At 71.9% G+C, this 23,889-nt stretch carries 24 protein-coding genes and 4 tRNA genes; 17 read left to right on the top strand and 11 right to left on the bottom strand.

Features of this window, described 5'->3' with window-relative positions; all coding sequences use genetic code 11:
* Positions 1-143: 143 nt before the first annotated feature.
* The 11 genes from H8838_RS02735 (at position 144) to H8838_RS02685 (ending at position 8,018) form a co-directional block, all read left to right on the top strand.
* Positions 144-216: transfer RNA gene (locus H8838_RS02735), tRNA-Lys, on the top strand.
* A 302-nt stretch (positions 217-518) separates the two neighbouring features.
* A complete protein-coding gene (locus tag H8838_RS02730) occupies positions 519-1,049 on the top strand; it encodes a TasA family protein (protein ID WP_185995238.1) in 531 nt (176 codons plus the stop codon).
* A gap of 140 nt (positions 1,050-1,189) precedes the next feature.
* Positions 1,190-1,819 carry a signal peptidase I gene (locus H8838_RS02725; RefSeq protein WP_224766337.1) on the top strand — a complete coding sequence of 210 codons (630 nt, stop codon included), beginning with the start codon at positions 1,190-1,192 and terminating at the stop codon, positions 1,817-1,819.
* 12 nt (positions 1,820-1,831) lie between these two features.
* Entirely contained in the window at positions 1,832-2,230 is a 399-nt protein-coding gene (locus H8838_RS02720; RefSeq protein WP_181309593.1) for a hypothetical protein, read from the top strand.
* A gap of 181 nt (positions 2,231-2,411) precedes the next feature.
* Positions 2,412-2,942 carry a TasA family protein gene (locus H8838_RS02715; protein ID WP_185995239.1) on the top strand — a complete coding sequence of 177 codons (531 nt, stop codon included), beginning with the start codon at positions 2,412-2,414 and terminating at the stop codon, positions 2,940-2,942.
* Positions 2,943-2,977: 35 nt separating this feature from the next.
* Entirely contained in the window at positions 2,978-3,583 is a 606-nt protein-coding gene (locus H8838_RS02710) for a signal peptidase I (RefSeq protein ID WP_185995240.1), read from the top strand.
* A 151-nt stretch (positions 3,584-3,734) separates the two neighbouring features.
* Entirely contained in the window at positions 3,735-4,958 is a 1,224-nt protein-coding gene (locus H8838_RS02705) for an Ig-like domain-containing protein (RefSeq protein ID WP_181309596.1), read from the top strand.
* On the top strand, positions 4,958-5,356 hold the full coding sequence (locus H8838_RS02700) for a hypothetical protein (RefSeq protein WP_181309597.1): 399 nt from the start codon (positions 4,958-4,960) through the stop codon (positions 5,354-5,356). The genes H8838_RS02705 and H8838_RS02700 overlap by 1 nt, the downstream gene beginning before the upstream one ends.
* Before the next feature lie 2 nt (positions 5,357-5,358).
* Entirely contained in the window at positions 5,359-6,060 is a 702-nt protein-coding gene (locus H8838_RS02695) for a response regulator transcription factor (protein ID WP_181309598.1), read from the top strand.
* Entirely contained in the window at positions 6,053-7,333 is a 1,281-nt protein-coding gene (locus H8838_RS02690; RefSeq protein WP_181309599.1) for an ATP-binding protein, read from the top strand. The genes H8838_RS02695 and H8838_RS02690 overlap by 8 nt, the downstream gene beginning before the upstream one ends.
* A gap of 22 nt (positions 7,334-7,355) precedes the next feature.
* A complete protein-coding gene (locus H8838_RS02685; RefSeq protein ID WP_185995241.1) occupies positions 7,356-8,018 on the top strand; it encodes a PaaI family thioesterase in 663 nt (220 codons plus the stop codon).
* 15 nt (positions 8,019-8,033) lie between these two features.
* On the opposite strand, the gene H8838_RS02680 is transcribed toward H8838_RS02685, so the two are convergent.
* A complete protein-coding gene (locus H8838_RS02680; RefSeq protein ID WP_185995242.1) occupies positions 8,034-9,536 on the bottom strand; it encodes an NAD(P)/FAD-dependent oxidoreductase in 1,503 nt (500 codons plus the stop codon).
* Positions 9,537-9,790: 254 nt separating this feature from the next.
* On the opposite strand from H8838_RS02680, the gene H8838_RS02675 reads away from it, so the two are divergent.
* On the top strand, positions 9,791-10,729 hold the full coding sequence (locus H8838_RS02675; RefSeq protein ID WP_181309602.1) for an ATP-binding protein: 939 nt from the start codon (positions 9,791-9,793) through the stop codon (positions 10,727-10,729).
* Positions 10,730-10,774: 45 nt separating this feature from the next.
* On the opposite strand, the gene H8838_RS02670 is transcribed toward H8838_RS02675, so the two are convergent.
* The 3 genes from H8838_RS02670 to H8838_RS02660 all read right to left on the bottom strand — a co-directional run bounded on the left by H8838_RS02670 (position 10,775) and on the right by H8838_RS02660 (position 11,433).
* Positions 10,775-11,122: a metallopeptidase family protein gene (locus H8838_RS02670; protein WP_181309603.1), complete on the bottom strand. Its 348-nt coding sequence runs from the start codon at positions 11,120-11,122 to the stop codon at positions 10,775-10,777.
* A gap of 66 nt (positions 11,123-11,188) precedes the next feature.
* Positions 11,189-11,265, bottom strand: a tRNA-Asp gene (locus tag H8838_RS02665).
* Between the two features lie 95 nt (positions 11,266-11,360).
* Positions 11,361-11,433 (bottom strand) — tRNA-Glu (locus H8838_RS02660).
* A gap of 145 nt (positions 11,434-11,578) precedes the next feature.
* Here H8838_RS02660 and H8838_RS02655 point away from each other — a divergent pair.
* The 3 genes from H8838_RS02655 (at position 11,579) to H8838_RS02645 (ending at position 14,343) form a co-directional block, all read left to right on the top strand.
* Positions 11,579-11,652, top strand: a tRNA-Phe gene (locus H8838_RS02655).
* A 76-nt stretch (positions 11,653-11,728) separates the two neighbouring features.
* The gene (locus H8838_RS02650; protein ID WP_224766336.1) at positions 11,729-13,150 is read left to right on the top strand and encodes a hypothetical protein; all 1,422 of its coding nucleotides are present in this window, start codon (positions 11,729-11,731) and stop codon (positions 13,148-13,150) included.
* A 98-nt stretch (positions 13,151-13,248) separates the two neighbouring features.
* On the top strand, positions 13,249-14,343 hold the full coding sequence (locus H8838_RS02645; RefSeq protein ID WP_224766335.1) for a Glu/Leu/Phe/Val dehydrogenase dimerization domain-containing protein: 1,095 nt from the start codon (positions 13,249-13,251) through the stop codon (positions 14,341-14,343).
* A gap of 90 nt (positions 14,344-14,433) precedes the next feature.
* Here H8838_RS02645 and H8838_RS02640 read toward each other — a convergent pair whose 3' ends face one another.
* From H8838_RS02640 to purF, 3 genes are all read right to left on the bottom strand, one after another.
* A complete protein-coding gene (locus tag H8838_RS02640) occupies positions 14,434-14,625 on the bottom strand; it encodes a DUF3073 domain-containing protein (RefSeq protein ID WP_181309605.1) in 192 nt (63 codons plus the stop codon).
* 211 nt (positions 14,626-14,836) lie between these two features.
* Positions 14,837-15,952: a phosphoribosylformylglycinamidine cyclo-ligase gene (purM, locus tag H8838_RS02635; protein WP_185995244.1), complete on the bottom strand. Its 1,116-nt coding sequence runs from the start codon at positions 15,950-15,952 to the stop codon at positions 14,837-14,839.
* 65 nt (positions 15,953-16,017) lie between these two features.
* On the bottom strand, positions 16,018-17,607 hold the full coding sequence (purF, locus tag H8838_RS02630; RefSeq protein ID WP_185995245.1) for an amidophosphoribosyltransferase: 1,590 nt from the start codon (positions 17,605-17,607) through the stop codon (positions 16,018-16,020).
* 232 nt (positions 17,608-17,839) lie between these two features.
* Between purF and H8838_RS02625 the strand changes: the two genes are divergently transcribed.
* Positions 17,840-19,642, top strand: a complete 1,803-nt coding sequence (locus H8838_RS02625; RefSeq protein WP_181309608.1) for a sensor histidine kinase — start codon at positions 17,840-17,842, stop codon at positions 19,640-19,642.
* 3 nt (positions 19,643-19,645) lie between these two features.
* On the opposite strand, the gene H8838_RS02620 is transcribed toward H8838_RS02625, so the two are convergent.
* The 3 genes from H8838_RS02620 to H8838_RS02610 are packed head-to-tail and all read right to left on the bottom strand — an operon-like array spanning position 19,646 to position 22,232.
* Positions 19,646-20,995 (bottom strand): dipeptidase, encoded by a 1,350-nt coding sequence (locus H8838_RS02620; RefSeq protein ID WP_185995246.1) that lies wholly within the window; start codon positions 20,993-20,995, stop codon positions 19,646-19,648.
* Positions 20,996-21,005: 10 nt separating this feature from the next.
* Positions 21,006-21,872: a GNAT family N-acetyltransferase gene (locus tag H8838_RS02615; RefSeq protein WP_185995247.1), complete on the bottom strand. Its 867-nt coding sequence runs from the start codon at positions 21,870-21,872 to the stop codon at positions 21,006-21,008.
* A gap of 3 nt (positions 21,873-21,875) precedes the next feature.
* Positions 21,876-22,232 carry a sterol carrier family protein gene (locus H8838_RS02610; RefSeq protein ID WP_185995248.1) on the bottom strand — a complete coding sequence of 119 codons (357 nt, stop codon included), beginning with the start codon at positions 22,230-22,232 and terminating at the stop codon, positions 21,876-21,878.
* 171 nt (positions 22,233-22,403) lie between these two features.
* Here H8838_RS02610 and H8838_RS02605 point away from each other — a divergent pair, with 171 nt between their 5' ends.
* Complete coding sequence (locus H8838_RS02605) at positions 22,404-23,468, top strand: DUF2776 family protein (protein ID WP_181309612.1); 1,065 nt, start codon at positions 22,404-22,406, stop codon at positions 23,466-23,468.
* On the opposite strand, the gene H8838_RS02600 is transcribed toward H8838_RS02605, so the two are convergent.
* The gene (locus H8838_RS02600; RefSeq protein WP_185995249.1) at positions 23,465-23,881 is read right to left on the bottom strand and encodes an SRPBCC family protein; all 417 of its coding nucleotides are present in this window, start codon (positions 23,879-23,881) and stop codon (positions 23,465-23,467) included. The genes H8838_RS02605 and H8838_RS02600 overlap by 4 nt on opposite strands.
* Positions 23,882-23,889 lie beyond the last annotated feature (8 nt).

Raw genomic sequence — 23,889 nt, 5'->3', positions numbered from 1 at the left:
TTCGAGGCAGTCGCGGCCGTTCTTGAGTCGGCGGCCTTTGATGGCGGGTCGGAGACGCCAGGAGCCGCTGACTAGGCTGCCTTCCGTATGAGTTGTTCCCTGGGTTGCTACCTAGGTTGCTCCCAGGGTTCTTTCCATACGCCGGGCCTCTAGCTCAATTGGCAGAGCAGCGGACTTTTAATCCGTTAGTTGTGGGTTCGAGTCCCACGGGGCCCACCGCTTCGACCAGGGCAGCGCCCGATGAAGTGGTCACTCGAGGAGGCCGTGGCCCCTCCCGCACCTCTCCCCCTGAGCACTTCCGGTCCCGTCCCGCCGCGCCCCTCCGACACGGCCGCCCGCGGCTCTTCCACACCCGGACACCGCCGCCGTGGAATCCGGTGACCGAACAGTTCCGAAGTGCGGCAGTAGCAGGGCAATCGCGTGGCCCTCGCGTGGAACGACGTTCCGTAGCGTTTCTTCCATCAACCCGGCCACTCAGCAACAGGCTGATCGGCGCAGACACCAGGAGCTAGAAGATCATGCGGAACACCAAGAAGGTCCTCGTCCCCCTCGCCACCCTGCTCGCCGCCGGCGCCATCGCCGTGGGCTCCGGGGCGACCTTCACCTCGACCAGCTCCAACACCATCAGCGCCGTCACCTCCGGCACCCTGTCCCAGAGCAACTCCAAGGCGGGCCAGGCGATCTTCAACCTCACCGACATCAAGCCCGGCGACGTCGTGAACGGCTCGCTCGCCATCACCAACACCGGCTCGCTGCCCGCGAACTTCTCCCTCACCGAGGTCTCCTCGACCAACGGCTTCTCCGCCGAGAACCTCAAGCTCGTCATCACCAACACCACCACCGGCAGCGAGGTCTTCAAGGGCACCTTCGGCGCCCTCGAGGACGGCAAGAAGAACGTGCTGGGCACCTTCGCCAAGGGTGCGACGAACACCTTCACGTTCAAGGTCAGCCTCGACCAGGACGCCGACAACAGCCAGCAGGGCAAGGCCGCCGGCGCCACCTACGCCTGGGACGCCGTCCAGCTCACCGGCGAGACCACCGACCAGTGAGCACCGGCCAGTAGCCACAGTTCCTGGGATCCAGGGTTGATACGGCGGGGCGCCTCCCGGGCGCCCCGCCCACCCCCTGCCAGAACCTGTCAGAACCTCCCAGGCCCACCCATCCACCTCCAGACCTCCAGGAGCACCACGTGAAGCGAGTCGTCCAGGCCCTCCGCCGGCCCGTCCGCGCGCTCAACACCCTGCTCCTGCTCGCCGTCATGGCGGGGTGCGCGGCGTACATCGCCCCCTCGCTCTTCGGCTACGAGCGCTACATCATCACCGGCGGCTCGATGTCCGGGACCATCGAGAAGGGCTCGATCGTCTTCGAGAAGCAGGTCCCCGTGGACGACCTGGCCGTGGGCGACGTGATCACCTACGTCCCGCCGGCCGACAGCGGCGTCAGCACGCTGGTCACCCACCGGATCACCTCGATCAAGCCCGGGGAGGACGGCGTCCCAGTCCTCCGCACCCAAGGGGACGCCAACGCCGACGTCGACCCGTGGAAGTTCAGCCTCCAGGCCGACACCCAGCCCGTGGTCAGCTACGACGTCCCGCTCCTCGGCTACGCCTTCATCTTCCTCGCCGACCCGGCCAACCGGATGTTCGTGATCGGCATCCCCGCCGCAGGGATCGCCCTGATGGCGCTGCGCGACCTGCTGCTCGCCCTGGTCCGCCGGGACGAGTCCTCGAGCCAGGTCCCCGACCCGAGCCGGGTCCCCGACCCGAGCCCGGTCCCCGACCAGGCGCGCGAGCTCGTTCGCGACCTCGTCCCCGCATAAGGCGCTGCCCCCATGTGCCGCCCGCACTGCACCGTGTTCTCCCACCTCGCCGCCGGCGCGACCCTCCTGATGGCGGCAGCGCTCGTCCCGGTCCTCGCCTCGACCGGGGACCCGGCGTACCAGGTGATCGAGGCGACGGCCCTCCTCGCCGCCCTCGGCACCGCCACCGGCATCCGCCGCACGGACGCGTTCGAGCCCCGGTTCATGGCCGGTCTGGTCTCGGCAACCCTGGTCACCGGCACCGCCCTCTGCCTGCTGGTCGGGCCGCCCGGGTCCGCGCGGGTGGTCGAGCCGGACCCGTCCGGGGCGCTGCTCCTCGGCCTCGGTCTGGCCACCCCGGTGCTCCTGGCCCTCGACTCCCGCGCCCGCCGCACCCGCCGCCGCTCCGCTCGCCGCACCTACGCCCTCTGACGTGATCCCGCGCCCGACCCTGGAGGCACGTGTCGGACTGGCGTCGAAGAGTTCTGAGTCGTGGAGACCGGGGGGTTCTCGCGTGGAGATCCCGTGGATCGCGGCTCCGTAGCGTTTCTTCCATCAACCCGGCAGTCCGACTGAACGGCTGAGGGCCACAGAAACCAGGAGCGGAAGAACCATGCAGAACACCACGAAGGTCCTCGTCCCCCTCGCCACCCTGCTCGCGGCCGGCGCCATCGCCGTGGGCTCCGGGGCGACCTTCACCTCGACCAGCTCCAACACCATCAGCGCCGTCACCTCCGGCACCCTGACGCACAGCAACTCCAAGGCCGACAAGGCCGTGTTCAACCTGACCGACCTCAAGCCCGGTGACACCCTCAACGGCTCGCTCACGCTGACCAACACCGGCTCCCTCGACGCCGGCTTCGGCCTCACTGAGGTCTCCTCGACCAACGGCTTCTCCGCCGAGAACCTCAAGCTCGTGATCACCGACATCGCCGGCGGCACCCCCGTCTACTCCGGCACGTTCGGCGGCCTCGAGGACGGCAAGCGCCAGGCCCTGGGCACCATCACCGCCGGCGCCGCCAGGACCTACCGCTTCCAGGTCACCCTCGCCCAGGCCACCGGCAACGAGGACCAGGGCAAGACCGCCACCGCCACCTACGTCTGGGACTCCGCGCAGCTCACCGGGACCACCACCAACCAGTGACCCCCCGCCCGAGCCGCACGGACCAGGAGTGAGAGATGAGGAAGATCGCCCAGGCCCTGCGACGGCCGGTGCGCGCGCTCAACACCCTGCTGCTGCTGGCCGTGATGGCAGGGTCGGCGGCCTACATCGCCCCCTCGTTCTTCGGCTACGAGCGCTACATCATCACCGGCGGCTCGATGTCGGGGACCATCGAGAAGGGCTCGATCGTCTTCGAGAAGCAGGTCCGGGTGGGCGAGCTCGAGGTCGGCGACGTGATCACCTACCTCCCGCCCACCGACAGCGGCGTCACCACGCTGGTCACGCACCGGATCACCTCGATCAAGAGCGACGAGAACGGCGTCCCGGTCTACCGGACCAAGGGTGATGCCAACGCCGACGTCGACCCGTGGAAGTTCAGCCTGCTCGCCGACACCCAGCCGGTGGTGGCCTACGACGTCCCGCTCCTCGGCTACGCCTTCATCTTCCTCGCCGACCCGGGCAACCGGATGCTCGTGATCGGCGTCCCCGCCGCAGGGATCGCCCTGATGGCGCTGCGCGACCTGGTGAAGGCCCTGCGTCGACACGACGGCCGCCCGACGAACCCGGTGCACCCGCTCCCCGTCCACCCGGAGTCCGAGAAGCAGCGTCGCCTGTCGGCGTGAGCGCAGGGTCACCTGGCACACCGCGCCGCGTAGCAAACCGGGGAAATCCTGGGGTGCTCCTGTGGAACAGCCCAGGCCCTCTCCCCACTAGCGTTGCTCCTGGCTCGCAACCCCGCCGCCGACCACCCGCACCGAGAGGAGGACGCCCCCGATGAAGGTCCCCCGGATCCTGAACGCCGCCGGCGTCGTCCTGCTCGCCGGCACCGTCACGGTGGCCTTCCCCGGCCTCTCCTCCGCGGTCTTCTCCGCGACCACCAAGAACACCGCCACGGTCACCGCCGCGGCCGACTGGACCCCCCCGATCGTGGCGGTCGAGGCGCCCGGCACCTGGGTGCGCGGCACCGTCCAGGTCAACGCGACGGCCCGCGACGAGCGCTCCTCGGTGGCCCGGGTGGCCCTCCAGACCCAGGCCACCCAGCCGGCCCAGACCGGCTGGACCGCGCTGTGCACCCGCACGGTCGCGCCGTACGCGTGCGCCTGGGACACCACCAAGGTCGCCGACGGGTCGTACGCCGTGCGCGCCACCGCCGAGGACACCGCCGGCTACAGCGCCACCGCCGTGGCGACCACCCAGGTGGACAACACCCCGCCGACCGTCGCGCTCACCGCCCCCGCGGGCACGGTCTCCGGCACCGTCACCTTCACCGGGACCGCCGGGGACGCCGGCTCAGGTCTGCGCACCGTGGTGCTGCAGCGTGCCGCCGCCGGCGCAGGCGCCTGGACCGACGTCTGCACGGCCACCACCGCGCCCACGACGTCGGCCTGGAGCTGCACCGTCGACACCCGTCCGCTCGCCGACGGCCGCTACGACCTCCGGGCCGTGGCCACCGACCGGGCCGGCAACACCACCACCTCGGCGGTGGTCGCCAACCGCACGCTGGACAACGCTCCCGCGCTGGCCGGACTCGACGTCCAGAGCGTCAACGGCGGCCGCGCCGCCGAGCGACTGGACGGCGGCGACACCCTGGTCTACACGTTCACCCGCGAGGTGAACCTGGGCAGCATCCTCGCCGGTTGGAACGGCGCCGAGCGCAACGTGCAGGTGCGGGTCGCCGGCGGGTTCTTCGGCGGCGACGTGCTGGAGGTCTCCGGAGTCAACCTCGGCAGCCTCGAGCTCAGGGGCAACTACGTGCTGACCATCTTCGGACGCACCCTCCCAGCGACGATGACCGCCGAGACCGAGACGGTCGGGGGGCGGACCCGCACCAAGGTCGTCGTGCGGTTCCAGGAGATCCCGTCCGGGATCAGCACCCCGACCCCCTCCTCGCCCGCCGACATGACCTGGACGCCCTCGGGGTCCGTGACCGACCTGCTCGGCAACCGGTCGTCGACCTCGACGGTCACCGAGTCCGGCCCGCTCGACAAGGAGTTCTGATGGCCGCCGAACACCCCACCCTCGCCTCTCGGGCGGCCTCGGTGTCCACCCTGGCCGTGGGTCTGGTGCTCGTGCTGACGATGGTGGAGGGCCAGCAGAGCGCCGTCCTGGTGCTGACGGGCGTCGGGGTGGTGGTCTCCGTGGCCGTCGGCGTCGCGCTGTGGCTCGCCAACACCTTCGAGGCACGACTGCTCGCGACCGTGCTGTCCGCGGTGGTGGTGCTGATCACGGTGCTGGGACTGACCGTGGGCCTGCCGGGCGAGCAGGCCAGGGACGACCTCACCGCCAGCAGCGTGCTGCTGCTCGGCTCCTGCGCGCTCACCTGGATCCTGGTGGCCGTCGACGCGCGCACGCGTGCGCGTCGGAGGGAGTCGGCGCGCCGTCCGTATGCTCTGTGACCATGCCCACCTCCGTGCTCGTCGTCGAGGACGACGACAAGATCGCCGCTCCACTCGTCCGGACCCTGGAGCGTGAGGGGTACGAGGTGGAACGGCTCCCGGAGGGGCTGCCCGCGCTCCCCCGGCTCGCGGCTGGTGGGGTCGACCTGCTCCTGCTCGACCTGGGCCTGCCCGACGTCGACGGCCTCGACCTGTGCCGACGGGCCCGCGAGGACGGCTTCACCGGCGGGATCATCATCCTGACCGCCCGCGACGGCGAGCTGGACCGCGTGGTCGGGCTCGACGTCGGCGCCGACGACTACCTGGCCAAGCCCTTCGGCCTGGCCGAGCTGCTGGCCCGGGCCCGCGCCCTGCTGCGGCGCAGCGCGCCCGCCCCGGTCGCGACGCCGGTACGGACCAACGGGTCCACGCCGCGGTTCCGGGTCGACGTCCAGGCCCGGCGTACCTGGGTCGGCGACCGGGAGCTCCAGGCCACCACCAAGGAGTTCGACGTGCTCGCCCTGCTCGACGCGACCCGCGGCGCGGTGGTGGCCCGGGACCAGCTGATCAGCGAGGTCTGGGACGAGAACTGGTACGGCTCCACCAAGACCCTGGACGCCACGATCGGGCGGCTGCGGCAGAAGCTGGAGGAGGCGGGAGCCTCGGTGGAGATCACCACCGTGCGCGGTGTCGGCTTCCGGCTCGAGGACCGGCCACATGCGTGAACGGCTGATCGCCGCCTTCATCGGGCTGGCGGTCGCCGTCGTCCTGCTCTACGGCATCCCGAGGGCCTACCTGCTGGCCAACATGATCACCGAGCAGGAGACGACGAAGGCCGGGCGCGCCGCCGAGCTCTTCGCGCTGGTCGTCGAGGAGCGCTCGGCGCGCGACGAGCCCACCACCCAGGAGTTCCTCGAGCGCCACCTCTCCCCGGGCTCCAACCTGGAGTACGTCGATCCCTCCGGTGACGTCGTGCGCGCCGGGCCGGCGCGGGCCGACGACGACCTGGTCGCCTCCCGACCGGTGGCGGGCGGCGGCACGGTGACCCTCTCGCGCTCCTCCGAGGTGGTCGACCAGCGGATCTCCGAGGCGCTGCTGCCCCTGGTGCTGATCGGATTGGGGCTGCTGGTGGTGGCCGGGACCGTCGGCTACCTGATGGCACGCCGGCTCTCGCGGCCCTTCGGCGAGCTCGCCCAGGCCGCGGAGCACCTGGGTCGCGGCCGCTTCGACGTGCACTTCCCCCACTACCGCGTCCCCGAGGCCGAGGCGATCGGGGAGGCCCTGCGCCGTGCCTCGAGCCAGCTCGACGAACTGGTGCAGCGCGAGCGCGAGTTCGCCTCCAACGCCTCCCACCAGCTGCGCACGCCGATCACCGCGCTGCGCCTCCAGCTGGAGGACCTGTCGATGTGGTCGCAGACGCCGCCCGAGGTGGCCGAGGAGCTGCAGAGCTACCTCTCCGAGCTGGACCGGCTCAGCGGCTCGATCACCGAGATCCTCGAGCTGGCGCGCGGACGCCGGCTGGGCGACGCGGTCGAGGTCGACCTCGACGAGCTGCTGGGCGACGTGGCCGAGCGCTGGCGTCGCCAGGCCGAGGCCGCGGGACGCGTCCTGGTGCACCAGGAGGGCCGGACCGCGCCGGTCCACGTGGTGCCGGGACCCGTCATCCAGGTGCTGGACGTGCTGATCGAGAACGCCTGCAGCCACGGACGTGGACGTATCACCCTGGCCACCAGGGAACGGGCAGACCTGGTGGCGATCCTGGTGGGCGACGAGGGACCGAGGACCATCGACGACGGGGTCTTCCGGCGCGGGCACAGCACGCCCGGCGGCGACGGCCACGGCCTGGGCCTGGCGATCGCCTCCGACCTGGCGGCCTCGATGGGCGGGCGGCTCTCCCTCCTGGACGAGCCGACCACCACCTTCGCCCTGGCGCTGCCGCGAGCCGACGCGGGTCGCCGCCCGGCCACGCAGGCGGCCTCGGGCGACGGAACCGACTAAGCACGCGCTTAGACTCCGCTCCATGCACGGCTACCACCACGAAGAGCTGACCTCTGACGAGCTCGCTCGGCTCGAGGACCTCTACGGTCCCTTCACCCAGAGCGTGCGCGAGCTCGCCGACGCGACCGTGCGCACCACGGTCGACGAGGACGAGCTGCGCAAGGTGCAGGCCGAGATCGAGGCGCTCACCGCGCGGCTGCGCAGCAGCCAGATCGACGGCACGTACGGCGTCCGGTTCAGCTCCGACGGGACCACCCGCCCGTGGGGCAACGCGATCGTGGGCCTGCGCAACCCGGTGGCCCCGCCGCTCACGGTGCGCCCCGACCCCGCGGGCCGGGCGGAGGCCGACTTCGTCCTCGGCGCCGGCTACGAAGGTCCGCCCGGTCTGGTGCACGGCGGGATCAGCGCCGCCATCCTCGACCAGCTGCTCGGCGAGGCCGCCGGGGCCGGCGGCAAGCCCGGCATGACGGGCAGCCTCACCATCCGCTACCGCCGCCCCACCCCGCTCGACACGCCGCTGACGGCCTCGGCGTGGATCGACCGCACCGAGGGGTGGAAGACCTACTGCCTGGGGACCATCCACCACGGCGACGAGCTGTGCGTGGAGGCCGAGGGCCTCTTCATCGTGCCGAAGTGGGCCCGCAGCCTGGTCTCGCCGGACGAGCGCCCGCCCCGGTTCGACTGAGCCGGGGCGCCTGCCTCAGGCCTTGACCCGGCTGGGAGCGGCAGTGCCGCGCTGCCGGTCGTCGGTCAACCGCGTCTCCTCCAGCGCCTGCTCCTCGAGCTCGCGCCGGCGCGCCTCCTCGGCCTCGCGCAGCGCGGCGTCGTACTCGCCGGGCTCGGAGACCAGGCCGGCGACACCGCCGTCGAGCCGCGAGAGCGCAGTCCGGGCGAAGATCTGCTGCTCGGTGGTGGTGCGCTCCTGGCGACCACGGCCGAGGAAGGAGATCGCCCAGTGCAGCAGCGCGGTGATCCGGTTCTTGAAGCCGGTGATGTAGATCAGGTGGACGAAGAGCCACATCAGCCAGGCCAGCACGCCCGTGAGCCGCAGCCGGCCGACCATCGCCACCGCGTTGAAGCGGCTGATGATCGCCATCGAGCCCTTGTCGAAGTAGGTGAACGGGCCCTGCGGCGCCTTGCCCCGCAGCCGGCCGTCGATCTCCTTCGCCGCGTGCTTGGCGCCCTGGATCGCCACCTGAGCCACGCCGGGCAGGTTGTCGAGCGCGATCATGTCGCCGACGACGAAGACCTCGGGGTGGCCGGGCAGGGTGAGGTCGGGGTTGACCTGGATCCGGCCGGCGCGGTCCAGACCGGCGCCGGTCTGCTCCGCGAGGGTCCTGCCGAGCGGCGAGGCCTGCACGCCGGCGGCCCAGATCTTGGTGACCGAGTCGATCCGCTGGGTCTGGCCGTTCTTGTACTTCAGCACCAGGCCGCGCTCGTCCACGTCGGTGACCATCGCGCCGAGCATCACCTCCACGCCGAGCTTCTCCAGCTCGCGGCGGGTGTTCTCGCCCAGCTTGGCCCCGAACGGCGGCAGCACCTGCGGAGCGGCGTCGACCAGGATCACCCGGGCGTGCCGGGTGTTGATGGAGCGGAAGTCCTTGCGCAGGGTGCGGTGCGCCAGCTCGGCGATCTGACCGGCCATCTCGACGCCGGTCGGGCCCGCACCCACGACCACGAAGTTGAGCAGGTGGTCGACCGACTCGCCGCGCTTGGCGCCCAGCTCGGCGAGCTCGAAGGCGCCGAAGATGCGGCCGCGCAGCTCGAGCGCGTCGTCGATGCTCTTCATGCCTGGGGCGTGCTCGGCGAAGTGGTCGTTGCCGAAGTAGGACTGAGCGGCGCCGGCGGCGACGATCAGCGAGTCGTAGGAGGTCACCGAGGACCGGCCGAGGACCTGCGAGGTCACCGTCTTGGCGGTCAGGTCGATGTCGGTCACCTCGCCGAGCAGCACCTGGGCGTTGCGCTGGCTGGAGAGCACCTCACGGGTCGGCGGCGCGATCTCGCCCTCGGAGAGGATCCCGGTCGCCACCTGGTAGAGCAGCGGCTGGAAGAGGTGGTGGGTCGTCTTGGCGATCAGTGTCACGTCCACGTCGGCCCGGCGCAGCGCCTTGGTCCCGAACAGGCCTCCGAATCCCGAACCGATCACCACGACGTGGTGACGTCGCTCCGGCGTGGTCGCGGGGGCAGGACTCTGGGAGGACATGTGACGCCGCCTTCCTGGCGAGGATCGGTGAGAGACGTAAGTACCCATTCTCCCGCGCCGACGCGTCAGAGCACGCATGGTGGGACGCGTCGCGTTGGTCACACCGTCAGCGCGGCCGTCGAGATAGTGTCGAGACGAAGATGAATCCTTCACTATGTTTGGCCGGCGGGCTTCCCGGGTAAGCGCGCCGTGTCTGGCTCCACCTATTGCCACCCCCCACGAGGACCCACCACTTGCCGCTCAACAAGGAAGCGTTGCCCCTTGACTCGGCACCGAGCGCCGTCGCTGACGCTCGGCGCTGGGTCCTCGGCCTGTGCCGTGAGCTGGGCCGCGACGACCTCCTGGACTGCGCCGAGCTGGGCGTCTCCGAGCTGGTGACCAACGCGATCCTGCACGGCCAGGCGCCGATCAACGTGCGAGTGCGCGGCACCCGCGAGCATCCCCGCATCGAGGTGTACGACGCCTCCCGCCGCCCCCCGGTGATCGGCGGGGGCCCGGTGGAGAACACCCCGGACGACGACGACCTCGACGAGTTCCTCACCACGTTCGGCCGCGGCCTCTCGATGGTCTCCATGGCCTCGGTGGCGTGGGGCGCCACCATCGAGCGCGGGGGCAAGATCGTCTGGTTCGAGCCTGCCGGCAGCCTCCAGGAGGACGGGTACCGCGAGGGGGTCATCGACGTCCTCCACGACGACAGCCAGAAGTGGGAGCCCTCCCCCGACTCGGTCACCGTCCGGCTCCTCGACGTCGACCTCAAGCTCTTCCTCAGCGTGCTCACGCAGTACAACAACCTGCGCCGCGAGCTGCGCCTGCTCGCGCTCGCCCACGAGGCCGACTACCCGCTGGCCCGCGACCTCTCGCACATGTTCTCCACCTTCGAGCGGCAGTTCCCCCCGGCGATGCTCGAGGGGGTGGCGGCCACGCTGCGCCAGGGCAAGGCCACCTCCGACCTGTGCTTCGAGGCGGCCCCCGAGTCGGCGCAGATCTTCAGCACCATGCTGGAGATGTTCGACCTCGCCGACGCCTTCTGCCGCGCCCAGCGGCTGCTCTCCCTGGCTCGCTCCCCGGAGCAGCGGATGCTCCAGGTCTGGCTCCTGGACCAGTTCACCCGGCAGGTCCGCGGCGAGGAGCCCGTGCCGTGGACGGCGTACGACGTGCACGAGACGCTTTCCGCCGACAGCCACGTCTCCTGACCCGACGTCCACCACGGCCGTCGTCCCCGACGGGACGGGAGGGGCTCAGGCGTAGCCCAGCTCGTGCAACCGGGCGTCGTCGATCCCGAAGTGGTGCGCCACCTCGTGCACGACGGTGATCCGGATCTCCTCCACCAGCTCGCCCTCGTCGACGCAGATGTCCTCCAACGGCCCACGGAACAGCACGATGCGGTCCGGAAGACCGCCGGCGTGGTTCGCCGGCCGCTCGGTGAGGGCGACCCCGTCGTAGTAGCCCAGGAGGTCCGGGTCGTCGTCGGGCGGCTCGTCCTCGACGAGCACCACCACGTTGTCGATCAGGGAGCTGAGCTCGCCGGGGATCTCGTCGAGGGCCCGCTCGACCAGCGAGTCGAACACGTCGCGGGAGACCTGCATGGCCTCAGCGTACGTGGGGGCGCCCCGGAAATGCGTGATGCCCCGGCCATTGACCGGGGCATCTGCTGGCGACCCTGACGAGACTCGAACTCGCGACCTCCGCCGTGACAGGGCGGCGCGCTAACCAACTGCGCTACAGGGCCATGCTTTTGAAGTTGTGCTCCTTGCGAAGCGGGGAAACCTTAACCCATCATCGGCGAGGACTCCCAATCGAGGTGGTCACCACGCTCGGGAACCGCACCCCCAACGGGATTCGAACCCGTGCTACCGCCGTGAAAGGGCGACGTCCTAGGCCGCTAGACGATGGGGGCCCAGCGCGCAGCCGACCAGGTCGGCGACGCGTGCGTGCCTAGCATAGGGGGCGCCCCGGCAGAGACCCAGCACAGCCCCGTGCCGAGCCCGGCACGCGGTCGCTTTTCCTCGACCGGGCACGCTGATGTAAGGTTTCCCCCGCTTGGGCAGGTAGCTCAGTTGGTACGAGCGTCCGCCTGAAAAGTGGAAGGTCGGCGGTTCGACCCCGCCCCTGCCCACAAGCAGTCGAAGCGCCTGGTTCGTCCACACGAACCGGGCGCTTCGTCGTTCCCGCCCATGGGCCAGAATGTGCCCGTGCTGCCGCCCCTGGAGATCGTCGCGCGGGAACGGCCGCTGGCGCTGGTCTCCCCCGCCACCTCGGTCCGCCACCCGGTGAGCGGCACCTCGTCGCGGTACGCCGCGGCCCGGCCGGCGCCGTACGTCGCCGTGGTCGCCGACCTCGCCTCCGAGGCGCTGCGCCATGACGCCGAGGGCGGCAAGGGCGGCGAGGACGCTCCCGCCGGCCGGGTCGAGCTGTTCCTCGCCTCGGGGGGCACCCGGCTGGCCGGCTGGTACGAGCCCGCGCGCGGCGCCGTGGGACTCACCGTCACCGACCCGGCCGGGCGCCGCACCAGCCACCGCAGCCGCCGGTTCGGCACCGCCACGGACCGGCCGGACGCCTTCGCCCTGACCCTCACCGGGATGCACCTGACCGTGCTGTGCCTCGACGGCGAGGAGTGGACCGCCCGCGGCCGGGTCGACCTGACCGGACGGGTCGACCCGCACGACGAGGGGTGGCTGACCGGTCTCACGCTCGGGCACCAGGCCGCCGAGGGCCAGGTGGCGGGGCTCACCAGCGGCGGCTTCGGGCACCTGGGGCTGCGCGACCTCCGGCTGGTCACCGAGGCCGACGGGACGCCCGTGCGCGACGGCGGCGACTGGCTGCTCACCGCGACGTCCGCCGGACCCGGGTTCTTCGACACCGCGCACACCAGCGTGTGGCGGCTCGCGGCCGAAGCCGACCGGCTCACCCACTGCGCCGACCTCTACTTCCGCCGGCCCGACGTCCCCGGCGTCTTCGGCGACCACGCGGTCCACCTGCTCCGCGACGGCGGCCGCTGGCTGGTGGCCACCAGCACCTGGGGCGACTTCGACCGGCGTCGCGTCCCCGGCGTGCGGTGCACCCTGGCCGAGAGCGGGGCGGACCTGCTCCGCGGCGAGCACGTGGTGGACACCCGCGAGCTCCCCCTGCCCACCGACGGGCTCACCTCCGTCGGCGTCTGGGACCCGCACCTGCTGCGCGACGGCGACACCTGGCTGGTCGGCTACGCCAGCGCCAGCCGGTTCTTCCGGTTCCATCCGTGCGTGGCCTCGGGCCCGACCCTGGACGACCTGACGCTGCGCGCCGCCGCCCCCGAGCGGCGCGCCACCGAGGGCGTCACCCTGCTCCGGCTCGACGGGCCGACGAGCCCGGTCCGGGTGCTGGCCAGCGACGGCCGGGACAGCCGCCGCGAGCTGCGCGCGCGCTACCCCGTGCTCGACCTGGACCTGCGCGAGCTCGGCACCCTGGACGCGCCGTACCCGACGAACCTGCCCTGGCCCACGCTGCTGCCCGACGAGCACGGCTGGCGGATGGTGACCTTCAACGGGCGGGCGGCCGGTGGCGAGCTGCTCGGCTACGGCACCCACGGCGACGTGGTGCACCTGCGGGAGCGCGACCGGCCCGCACTAGGGTGAGGTGATCCGGACCACACCACCCCGCGGTCCGGCTGACCAGCGCCACACCACCCCCGTGGCCACGACACCGCGGTCCGGACCGACGTCGGACCGAGAAAGTGAGCAGCACCGTGGAGAGCACTCCCACCATCGACCTGTTCGCCAGCACCGACCACGAGCAGGTGGTCTTCTGCCACGACCAGGCGAGCGGCCTGCGCGCGGTGATCGCGCTGCACTCCACTGCCCTGGGACCAGGCCTCGGCGGAACCCGGTTCCACCCGTACGCGAGCACCGACGAGGCGGTCCGCGACGTGCTCGCGCTCTCCCGCGGCATGTCGTACAAGAACGCGCTGGCCGGGCTCGACCTCGGGGGCGGCAAGGCGGTGATCATCGGCGACCCGCGCGCCGACAAGTCCGAGGCGCTGCTGCGCGCCTACGGCCGCTTCGTCCAGTCGCTGCACGGGCGCTACCTGACCGCCTGCGACGTCGGGACGTTCTCCGAGGACATGGACGTGGTGGCGCGCGAGTGCGACTTCGTCACCGGCCGCACCGTCGCCCACGGCGGCGCCGGCGACTCCTCGGTGCTCACGGCGTACGGCGTCTTCCAGGGGATGCGGGCCAGCGCGGCGCACCAGTGGGGCAGCGACTCCCTGGCCGGCCGCACGGTCGGGATCTCCGGCGTCGGCAAGGTCGGCCGGCACCTGGTCGGGCACCTGCTCGAGGACGGCGCGGACGTCGTGGTCACCGACGTGTGGGCGCCCGCGGTCGACCGGATCCGCGCCGAGCACCCCACGGTCCGGGTGGTCGACTCCACCGAGGCGCTGGTCGCCGAGCAGCTCGACGTCTACGCGCCGTGCGCCCTCGGCGGAGCGCTGGACGACGAGGTGGTCGAGGTCCTCTCGGCCCGGATCGTCTGCGGTGCCGCCAACAACCAGGTGGCGCACGCCGGGGTGGAGAAGACGATGCAGGAGCGCGGCATCCTCTACGCCCCCGACTACTGCGTGAACGCCGGCGGCGTCATCCAGGTGGCCGACGAGCTCGAAGGGTTCTCCTTCGAGCGTGCCAAGCACCGCGCCGCCGGGATCTACGACACGACCCGGTCGGTGCTCGAGCTCGCCGCGCGCGACGACGTCACTCCCTCGCTCGCCGCCGACCGGCTGGCGGAACGACGGATGCGAGACGTCGGGCGACTGCGCGACATCCACCTGTCCTGAGCATGCCCTGAGCACTGTGCGCCGAGGCGAAGGTGCGCTGAGGCAACCGACCCTGAGGGCCCGCTCGCGCGGGCCCTCAGGGTTCAGTCGTCAATCGCGACGAGGCGGGTCCGCGTAATCGGACCAGTCGTCGAAGTACTCCGCCTCATCAGGTGAGGTGGTACTGCTGTCCGGTTCGCCATGCAGCTCCTTCGCCAGCGCTCCGAAGTCCGTCTCGTGAGTCCGGTACTTCAGGTCGCGGGCGACCTTCGTCTGCTTGGCCTTCGCTCGGCCGCGCCCCATAGGGTCCGACCCCCTCGCACGCTTGGCCGGGGCTCTTGGCGCGCACGCCGCGGCGCCCGGTCTCTTGACTGGATACTCGTGGGTGCAACGCTACCCGCTGGGAGTAATTCCCGCACACCCAGCCCACCGTGTCGAGGCTCTCCCCCGCTCAATCACGCGGGGCCGGAGCGGAAAGTTCGCTCCCAGCGCAACGCCGGGGCCCTCCGCGGCGTCACCAGCCGGGGTGCTGGCCCTCGAGCCGGACCCGGCCGCCGTCGGCGGACTCGCGCGCCTCGGCCACCTCGCCGGCCACCCACGCACGCACGCCGTACCCGGCCAGGGTGCCGATCGCCGCGTCGACGTCCTCGGGGTGGACCAGGGCGACCATCCCCACGCCGCAGTTGAGGGTGGCCTCCAGGTCCTCCTGGGGCACCAGCCCGACCTGGCGCACCAGGTCGAAGACCGGCTGGGGGGTCCACGTCCCGCGGTTGATCGTGGCCGTCAGCTCCTCGGGCATCACCCGCTCCAGGTTGGCCGCCAGACCACCGCCGGTGACGTGCGACATCGCGTGGGTCCGGGTGCTGCGGGCCAGGTCCAGGCAGGCCTTGGCGTAGATCCTGGTGGGGGTCAGCAGCTCCTCCCCCAGCGTCCTGCCCAGCTCGGGCACCTCGCGGTCCAGCAGCCAGCCCGCGCCGCCGTCGGCAGGGTCGCCGAGGAGCACGTGCCGGACCAGGGAGTAGCCGTTGGAGTGCAGGCCCGAGGCCTCCATCGCGACCACCACGTCACCGGGGCGGACCCGGCCCGGGCCGAGCAGCTGGTCGGCCTCCACCACCCCGGTGGTCGCGCCGGCCACGTCGTACTCGTCGGGGGCCAGCAGGCCGGGGTGCTCGGCGGTCTCGCCACCCACCAGCGCGCAGCCGGCCTCCACGCAGGCCTCCGCGATGCCCTTGACGATCGCCGCGATCCGCTCGGGCACCACCCGCCCGGTGGCGATGTAGTCGGTCATGAACAGCGGCTCGGCGCCGCAGACCACCAGGTCGTCGACGACCATCCCGACCAGGTCGAAGCCGATCGTGTCGTGGATGTCCATCGCCTGGGCGATCGCCACCTTGGTGCCGACGCCGTCGGTGGAGGTGGCCAGCAGGGGCCGGGTGTAGCGGGTCAGCGCGGAGGCGTCGAAGAGCCCGGCGAAGCCGCCCAGGCCGCCGATCACCTCGGGGCGGCGCGACTTCTCGACCCACCCCTTCATCAGGTCGATCGCGCGGTCGGCGGCCTCGATGGAGACGCCGGCGGCGGCGTAGGCGTTGCGCCCGGTGCCGGACTGGGGGGAGGACTGGGGGTCGGTCACGGCATGCTCCTGCGTGGGCTGGTTCTGGGGAGTCGGCTGGTCTGGGACAGGGCGGGCGTACGCCGCTACGGGCGCTCGAGCGAGTCGGCCGCACCGCTGCCCGAGAGCGAGGCGGCGAGGCCGTCGACGTCCCGCGGGCCGGCGGTCGAGAAGCCGCCGCAGTCGTCGACCTTCACCCCCTCCAGCACGCCCTTGCCGCGCAGCGTGGGGTCCGGCAGCGGGATCGGGTAGTGGCCGTCGAAGCAGGCCCGGCACAGGTCGTCCTTGGGCACCGTGGTCGCCTGGACCAGGGCGTCGAGCCCGATGTAGGCCAGCGAGTCGGCGTCGATGGAGCGCTGGATCTCGTCGGTGGTCAGGCCGTTGGCGATCAGCTCGGCGCGGGTGGCGAAGTCGATGCCGTAGAAGCACGGCCACTTCACCGGCGGCGAGGAGATCCGCACGTGCACCTCGCGCGCGCCCGCCTCGCGGAGCATCCGGACCAGGGCGCGCTGGGTGTTGCCGCGCACGATCGAGTCGTCGACGACGACCAGGCGCTTGCCCTCGATCACGTCGCGCAGCGGGTTGAGCTTGAGCCGGATGCCGAGCTGGCGGATGGTCTGCGAGGGCTGGATGAAGGTGCGCCCCACGTAGGAGTTCTTCACCAGGCCGGTGCCGTAGGGGATGCCGGACTCCTCGGCGTACCCGATGGCCGCCGGGGTGCCGGACTCCGGCACCGGGATCACCAGGTCGGCGTCCGCGGGGAAGTCCCGGGCCAGCTGGCGGCCGATCTCGACGCGGACGCTGTGCACCCGCTGGTCGTTCATCAAGGTGTCGGGGCGGGCCAGGTAGACGAACTCGAAGAGGCAGTGCTTGGGGGCCGCCTCGGCGAACCGGCGGGTGCGCAGCCCCGCCTCGTCGACCGCGATCAGCTCGCCGGGCTCGATCTCGCGGATGAACGAGGCGCCGACGATGTCCAGCGCCGCGGTCTCCGAGGCGACCACCCAGCCCCGCTCCAGCCGGCCCAGGACCAGCGGGCGCACGCCCTGCGGGTCGCGAGCGGCGTACAGCGTGTGCTCGTCCATCCAGACGAACGAGTAGGCGCCCTTGACCTGGGGCAGCAGCTCCATCGCCCGCTCCTCGACCGTGGAGTCGGGGTGGTGGGCGAGCAGTGCGGTGACCACGCTGGTGTCGTTGGTCGAGACCGGCACCCGCAGGTCGAGCTGGCCGTCGAGCTCGCCCTCGGTCACCATCTGCGCCAGCTCGGCGGTGTTGATCAGGTTGCCGTTGTGGGCCAGTGCGATCGAGCCCGACTCGGTGGGGTGGAACGTCGGCTGGGCGTTGTGCCACGTGCTCGCGCCGGTGGTGGAGTACCGGGCGTGGCCGATCGCCACGTGCCCGCGCAGCGACTCCAGCGTCGACTCGTCGAAGACCTGGGAGACGAGCCCCATGTCCTTGTAGACGAGGATCTGCCGGCCGTTGCTGACCGCGATGCCGGCCGACTCCTGGCCCCGGTGCTGCAGGGCGTAGATGCCGAAGTAGGTGAGCTTGGCGACGTCCTCGCCCGGCGCCCAGACCCCGAAGACGCCACACGCGTCCTGGGGTCCCAGCTCCTGCGGGTCGAGTGCCTGGGACAGACGGCCGTCGCCGCCCTTGCGGGTGCTGCTGGACTGGGCCACGGCGCCAGTGTACGGCGGTCGGGACGTCGTCCGCGGACACGCCCGCGAGCGCGGTCAGGGCCGGTCTCCACGGACCGGTCTAGCGCGCTGGCCCCTCGCGCCGCGCCCACCCCTCCAATAACCTGAATCGACCGCCGGGCGCAGAAACCGGCCCTTACTATGCAGTACGCCTGCGGCGCAACAGCCGTTCGGTCGTCGAAAGACTCGGGCAGGACACGGGGAGAACCACAGGATGGGTGAGACGCGCGCCGAGGACGTGTTCGTCGACGCTCTCCAGAACATCGCCCGGGGAGTCACCGAGCTCGTCGGCTACGAGGTCGCGGCGATCAGTGTCGCCCGCGACGACCGGGCGCTGGAGATGGTGGCCGTCGCGGGCAGCGTCGAAGCCCGCGAACAGCTGCTGGGGCACCGCACGCCGATCGACGAGATCGAGCTGGAGATCGCCACCGCCGAGCACTGGGGCGACCTGCGCTTCGTCCCGCACGAGCGGATGAACCTCGACATCGAGACCCTCGGCTGGGTGCCCGACCTCGAGGTCAGCAACGACCCCGACATGTGGCACCCGCTGGACCTGCTGCTCGCCCCCATCTACGACGACGAGGGCACCCTGCGGGGGATGCTCTCGGTCGACCTCCCGCTCGACCGCCGCCGACCCGGGCCGCAGAAGCGTCAGGAGCTCCAGCGGTACGCCGAGCAGACCCGGCGCGCCGTCCTGACCGCGGTCGAACGGGCCGAGCTGGCCGAGCAGGTACGGCTGGCGGACGCGGCGCGGATGATCGTGCGCGAGGTCAGCTCCGAGCTCTCCCTGGACCGGATCATCGAGGTTGCCCAGCCGGCGCTGACCAGCGCCTTCAACTCCTTCGGGATGTGGATCGAGACCTTCGACGAGGACGGCGAGGGCAGCGGGGCGGTCTACGCCTCCAACGGCGCCGAGATCCACCTGGCCGAGGAGCTCAAGCAGATCGCCCGGCTCTCGGCGCAGATGCTCTGGAAGATCCAGGACGTGGTGGTGCTCAACGACGTCATCCCGGCGTTCGGGGTGATGACACCCGAGCAGGAGGAGGAGATCACCTCCTTCATGCAGGCCATCGACGTCACCTCGATGCTCTTCGTGCCGCTGGGCGCCGGCCCCGAGTGCCTGGGCAACCTGGTGCTGACCCGCCGCGGCGGCAAGCTCGACTGGTCCCCGATCGAGAAGCAGGCGGCGCTCGACATCGGCCACGACCTGGGCCGCGCCCTGCTCAACGCCCGCACCTTCGAGCGGGAGCGGCGGCTGATCGACGAGCTGCGCGAGCTCAACGGCTACAAGAGCCGGCTGATCGCGACCATCGCCCACGAGCTGAAGAACCCGCTCACCTCGATCCTCGGCCACGTGGAGATGCTGGAGTCGGTGCCGGAGCTGACCGGCACCGTGCGCAGCTCGATCTCCTCGATGGAGCGCGGCGCGGTGCGCATGCAGCGGCTGATCGACGACCTGCTCGTCCTGGCCCGGGTCGGCGACCCGCACGTGGAGTTCCGGCCCACCGCGGTCAACATGACCGACGTCGTGCACGACGTGCTCGACCTGGTCCGGGTCACCCTCGAGCGCAAGCAGCTCAAGGTCGTGGTGGACGCGCCCGAGCACCCCGTGCTGGCGCTGGCCGAGGAGAGCGGTCTCGACCGGATCTGCGCCAACCTGCTCAGCAACGCCGCGAAGTACACCCCCGAGGGCGGCACCATCACGATCACCTTGGAGAGCAAGCGCCGGGTCGCCGAGCTGCGGGTCAGCGACACCGGCCTGGGCATCTCCGAGGCCGACCAGGGGCGGCTCTTCCAGGAGTTCTTCCGCTCCACCAACCCGGCCGCGGTGGCCCAGCCGGGCACCGGGCTGGGGCTCACGATCGTGCAGCGGATCGTGGAGCGGCACCGCGGCCGGATCACCTTCGAGTCCACCCTGGGCGAGGGGACGACGTTCGCCGTCACCCTCCCCCTGGCCCGTGAGGGCGCGGCCGAGGACCAGCCCGTCGAGCCCCCGAGCCTGCCCGAGCCTGCCTGAGGCTCAGCGCGCGAGCTTGGCGAGCATCAGCGCCTCGGCGAGCACGACCTTCTCGAACTCGGCCAGGTGCAGGCCCTCGTTGGCGCCGTGCGCCCGGGTGTCGGGGTCCTCGACGCCGGTGACCAGCACGCTGGCGTCCGGGAAGGTCTCCAGGAACTCCGCGATGAAGGGGATCGAGCCGCCGACTCCCATGTCGACGGGCGCGGTGCCGTCCCACGCCTCGGTGAACGCCTCGCGGGCGGCGTCGTACGCCGGACCGGTCGCGTCGATCTGGGTGGCCTCGCCGGTGTCCACGACGGTGAAGGTGAGCTCCGCTCCCCACGGCACGTTCTTCTCCACGTGCTCGCGGAGCCGCTCGACCGCGTTGGCCGCGGTGTCGCCGGGCGCGATGCGCAGGCTGATCTTGGCCCGGGCGGAGGGCACCAGGGTGTTGCTGGCGCCGTCGACCTGCGGGGCGTCGAGGCCGGTGATGCTGAGCGCCGGCTTGGTCCACAGCCGCTCCACGGCCGACCCGGAGCCGATCCACTCCAGGCCGGGGATCGCGCCGGACTCGGCCCGGAGCCGCTCCTCGGGGTAGTCGACGTCGGCAGCCGGGCCCGAGTGCAGGCCCTCGATCGCCACGTTGCCCTCGTCGTCGTGGAGGCTGGCGATCACCCGCGACAGCGCGATCAGGGCGTCGGGGGCCAGCCCGCCCCACATGCCGGAGTGGACCGCGTGGGTCAGTGTGCGGACCTCGATGTCGGCGCGAACCAGGCCGCGCAGGCTGGTGGTCAGCGCGGGGACACCGATGTCCCAGTTGCCGGAGTCGGCGATCACGATCACGTCGGCACGGAGCTCGGCCTCGTGCTGCTTCAGCAGGTCGACCAGGGAGTCGGAGCCGACCTCCTCCTCGCCCTCGATGAAGACCACCACGTTGACCGGCAGGTCGTCGCCGAAGGCGCGCAGCGCGCCCAGGTGGGTGACGATCCCGGCCTTGTCGTCGGCGGCGCCACGGCCGTACAGCCGGCCGTCGCGCTCCGTCGGCTCCCACGGCGGGGAGTCCCACTCGGCGTGGTCGTTCTCCGGCTGGACGTCGTGGTGGGCGTAGAGCAGCACGGTGGGCGCGCCTTCGGGCCCGGCCTTGTGAGCGATCACCGCGGGGGCGCCGTCGTCGCCGTACCGGGTCACCCTGGCCTCGCAGCCCTCGGCCGCGAACAGGTCGCGCACCGCCTCGGCACTGCGCTCGACCTCGGCCGAACGGGCCGGGTCGGCGCTCACCGACTCGATCCGGACCAGGTCCTCCAGGTCTCGCCGGAGGCCTGGCAGCACCTCGTGGATCTTGCCCCTCAGCTGGTCGTCGCGCGCGTCACTCATGCCGGCAACCCTACGCGTGGTCACCCCGACGGGGCAGGGCGAGCAGCTCGGTGACCCGCTCGACGGGCTCGAAGCCCAGGCCCCGGTAGAGGCCCTCGGCGGGCGCGCCCTCCTCGGCCAGGATCACCAGGGTGCTCACGCCGAGCTCGCTCAGCCCGTAGGCGCCGACCCGGTGCACCAGGGTGGTGGCGAGTCCCTGCCGCTGGAGCTCGGGATGGGTGACCACCGACTGGTAGCGCGCCAGCTCGGCGTCGACCCGGAAGAGCGCCGCGGTGCTGACCAGCCGACCGTCGAGGAACGCCCCCCACCGCTGGCCCAGGCCCTGGTCCACCCGCGCCCGCTCGGCCGCGACCCGCTTGCGGGCGTAGGTCTCCAGGGCGGCCGACGCGGTCTGGGCGTCGGCCGCGATGGTGAGAGCCACCTGCTGCTCCCAGTCGTCCTCGCCCGCGAGCGGCCGCAGCTCCGCCTCCTGGTGCGGGCGCGCCGGCGGGGTCAGGGAGCTCGTCGTCAGGGTCACCGTCGTGCTGGCGGTCATCCCCGCCTCGAGGAACTCGAGCAGGACGGGGTGGTCGGTGAGCGGCTCGGTCAGGTCGAAGGCGATCGCCCGGTGGTCGGAGGTGGGGAACTCGGTCCAGCACGCGGCCATCACCTCGCGCGCTCCACCTGGGAGCGGCAGCTCGCGCAGGAGCAGGAAGTTGCCCCAGTAGAAGTCGGGGTTGTCGAGGGTGCGCACCACCAGGTGGGTGCCGCGGTCCTCGACGGTGCTGCCCGCGCGCTCGAGCAGGGCCAGGTCGGTGCGGTAGCCCAGGGAACGCGCGGACCGGGCCGCGGCGGACAGGTCGGGCAGCGGCAGGTCGGGCGTCGCGATGTCGGGCATGGCTCAATCCTCCACGAGCGGCAGGTACGGGGTGAGGTCGGCGCGCTGACCACTGGCGCGCAGTGCGCCACGCGCCTCGGCGTCGGACCAGGACAGGCATCCGGTCGCGAGCTCGATCCAGGTCTCGGCGTCCATCTCCACCACGGCCGGCGGCGTGCCGCGGGTGTGCCGGACCCCCGGGACTACCTGCACCGCGGCGTACGGCGGCACCCGGACCTCGACGCTCGCCCCCGGCGCGCGCTCGTCGAGCACCGCCATGAAGTGCTTGGTGAGCAGCTTGAGCTGGGCCGGGGTGGGCTCGTCGGCGGCCAGCGCCTCGGCGAGCGCGGCAGGGTCGGCGCGACGGAGTCGGGCGGGCATGGCTCCGAGGCTAACGCCGCTCCCGCACACGCGGTCGGGCCGGTCCCGGTGCCCGGGGCCGAAGGACCTTTGACGCCCTCGCCGTCCCTGCGCACGCTGGGGAGCAGGAAGACGGGTTCCGCAGGGCGGAGCAGCACCGGGAGTCGTCGACGATCTCAGGACGTGGTGAGGATGAACTACTGGGTCAGCGTCACCTTCCGGGCGATCCCGCTGGTGATGGCCGCGCTCTGCCTCGGCTTCGGGATCGAGGTGTGGACCGCGGCCGACCAGCCCGGCAACCTCGTCGCCGGTCGCGTGGTCACCTTCCTGGCCGCCATCTGCGTGTGCCTGTTCTGCACCGCCGCGGTGATCATCCGCCAGCTCATCCACCGGTTCAACGCGGTGGACAAGGTCGTCTACCCGACGCTGGGCTACCTGACCGCGCTCGGGACCGCGACGTACGGCGTGGTGCTGGCCTCCCAGGGCAGCTCCTCCGGCACCGACCCGGACTACATCGCCGGGCACGTGGTGCTCGGGCTCGGGCTGATCAGCGGCTGCGTCGCCACGGTGGCCACCGCCTCGCTGAAGTTCAGCCTGATCCCGGTCAACTCGGCCAAGCCAAAGGAGAACCACGAGCCTCCGGACGAGGCCTACCCGCGGGGCCTCGGTCTGGGCCTGGTCGCCGTCCCGGTGGTGCTCGCGCTCACCGCGTGGACGATCGCAGCGGTCAACCTGGCACTGGCCGGCACTCCGTCGCGGTTCACGGTCGGCCACGTGGTGGCGGGCCTGGCGATGATCTGCACCAGCCTGATCGCGCTGGTGGTCAGCATCGTGCGGCAGGTCCGCAACTCCTACCTGCCCCGGCACCGGGTGATGTGGCCGTGGGTGGTGATCGCCATGGGCACGCTCAACATCGTCTGGGGGATCGTGCTGCTCGTCCTCGACCGGTCGCCCGCCTACCAGACCCCGGGCCTGGTGATGATCGGCCTGGGCCTGGTCTGCTTCAGCATCCTGAGCAAGGTGGGGCTGCTGGCCCTGGTCTGGCGGCGCACCTTCCCCCTGGCCAACCGGGTGCCGCTGATCCCGGTGCTGACCGCCCTGACCTGCCTCTACCTGGCCGCCTTCACCTTCCAGGCGGCGGTCACGGACCCGAACGTCTTCGTCGCCGCCCGGGTGCTGACGGGCCTGGGCGCGATCTGCTTCTCGCTCTACTCGATCGTCTCGATCCTGGAGAGCGGCACCTCGGGGTCGGGCTAGACGTCGGGCCGGTCGTCGGGCCGGTCGCCCTCGGCGAGCCGCCTGATCCGCACCAGCGCCAGTCCGGTCACCGCCAGGTAGGGGGTCGCCCACCACGGCACGCCCATCTCCACCCGGCACCGCTCGGGTCCGCGGTCGAGGACGGTGTGCTCGGTGGCGGGCACGCCCGCCACCGTCCACGACCAGGTCCGCCGCGGCGGGTCCGGCTGCCAGCGGTCGACGCGGAAACCGAGCCAGGCCCCGACCGGGGTGCGGACCGACCCCCTGGCGCCGGCCGACAGCGTGGAGGTGCGGTCGTCCAGACGGGCACCGCCGACCGTCGGTCCCCAGCGCGACCAGCACGAGACGTCCGTGAGCAGCTCCCAGACGAGGTCACCGGGGGCGGCCACGTCGACTCCGAGGCGAGGTCCCATGTCACGAC

The sequence above is a fragment of the Nocardioides campestrisoli genome (assembly GCF_013624435.2).
In the GTDB taxonomy this organism is placed as follows: Bacteria; Actinomycetota; Actinomycetes; order Propionibacteriales; family Nocardioidaceae; genus Nocardioides; species Nocardioides campestrisoli.
Note: the sequence above shows the minus strand (reverse complement) of the source record. Positions and strands in the feature narration are given on the sequence as shown.

Bases quoted from the DNA above. Each gene is read 5' to 3' on its own strand.
- H8838_RS02690 (WP_181309599.1), top strand. From the start codon at position 6,053: ATGCGTGAACGGCTGATCGCCGCCTTCATCGGGCTGGCGGTCGCCGTC.
- H8838_RS02600 (WP_185995249.1), bottom strand. From the start codon at position 23,881: ATGGGACCTCGCCTCGGAGTCGACGTGGCCGCCCCCGGTGACCTCGTC.
- H8838_RS02710 (WP_185995240.1), top strand. From the start codon at position 2,978: ATGAGGAAGATCGCCCAGGCCCTGCGACGGCCGGTGCGCGCGCTCAAC.
- H8838_RS02680 (WP_185995242.1), bottom strand. From the start codon at position 9,536: ATGTCCTCCCAGAGTCCTGCCCCCGCGACCACGCCGGAGCGACGTCAC.
- H8838_RS02730 (WP_185995238.1), top strand. From the start codon at position 519: ATGCGGAACACCAAGAAGGTCCTCGTCCCCCTCGCCACCCTGCTCGCC.
- H8838_RS02610 (WP_185995248.1), bottom strand. From the start codon at position 22,232: ATGCCCGCCCGACTCCGTCGCGCCGACCCTGCCGCGCTCGCCGAGGCG.
- H8838_RS02620 (WP_185995246.1), bottom strand. From the start codon at position 20,995: ATGAGTGACGCGCGCGACGACCAGCTGAGGGGCAAGATCCACGAGGTG.
- H8838_RS02700 (WP_181309597.1), top strand. From the start codon at position 4,958: ATGGCCGCCGAACACCCCACCCTCGCCTCTCGGGCGGCCTCGGTGTCC.
- H8838_RS02720 (WP_181309593.1), top strand. From the start codon at position 1,832: ATGTGCCGCCCGCACTGCACCGTGTTCTCCCACCTCGCCGCCGGCGCG.
- H8838_RS02615 (WP_185995247.1), bottom strand. From the start codon at position 21,872: ATGCCCGACATCGCGACGCCCGACCTGCCGCTGCCCGACCTGTCCGCC.
- H8838_RS02695 (WP_181309598.1), top strand. From the start codon at position 5,359: ATGCCCACCTCCGTGCTCGTCGTCGAGGACGACGACAAGATCGCCGCT.
- H8838_RS02705 (WP_181309596.1), top strand. From the start codon at position 3,735: ATGAAGGTCCCCCGGATCCTGAACGCCGCCGGCGTCGTCCTGCTCGCC.
- H8838_RS02715 (WP_185995239.1), top strand. From the start codon at position 2,412: ATGCAGAACACCACGAAGGTCCTCGTCCCCCTCGCCACCCTGCTCGCG.
- H8838_RS02640 (WP_181309605.1), bottom strand. From the start codon at position 14,625: ATGGGGCGCGGCCGAGCGAAGGCCAAGCAGACGAAGGTCGCCCGCGAC.
- H8838_RS02605 (WP_181309612.1), top strand. From the start codon at position 22,404: ATGAACTACTGGGTCAGCGTCACCTTCCGGGCGATCCCGCTGGTGATG.
- H8838_RS02685 (WP_185995241.1), top strand. From the start codon at position 7,356: ATGCACGGCTACCACCACGAAGAGCTGACCTCTGACGAGCTCGCTCGG.
- H8838_RS02625 (WP_181309608.1), top strand. From the start codon at position 17,840: ATGGGTGAGACGCGCGCCGAGGACGTGTTCGTCGACGCTCTCCAGAAC.
- H8838_RS02670 (WP_181309603.1), bottom strand. From the start codon at position 11,122: ATGCAGGTCTCCCGCGACGTGTTCGACTCGCTGGTCGAGCGGGCCCTC.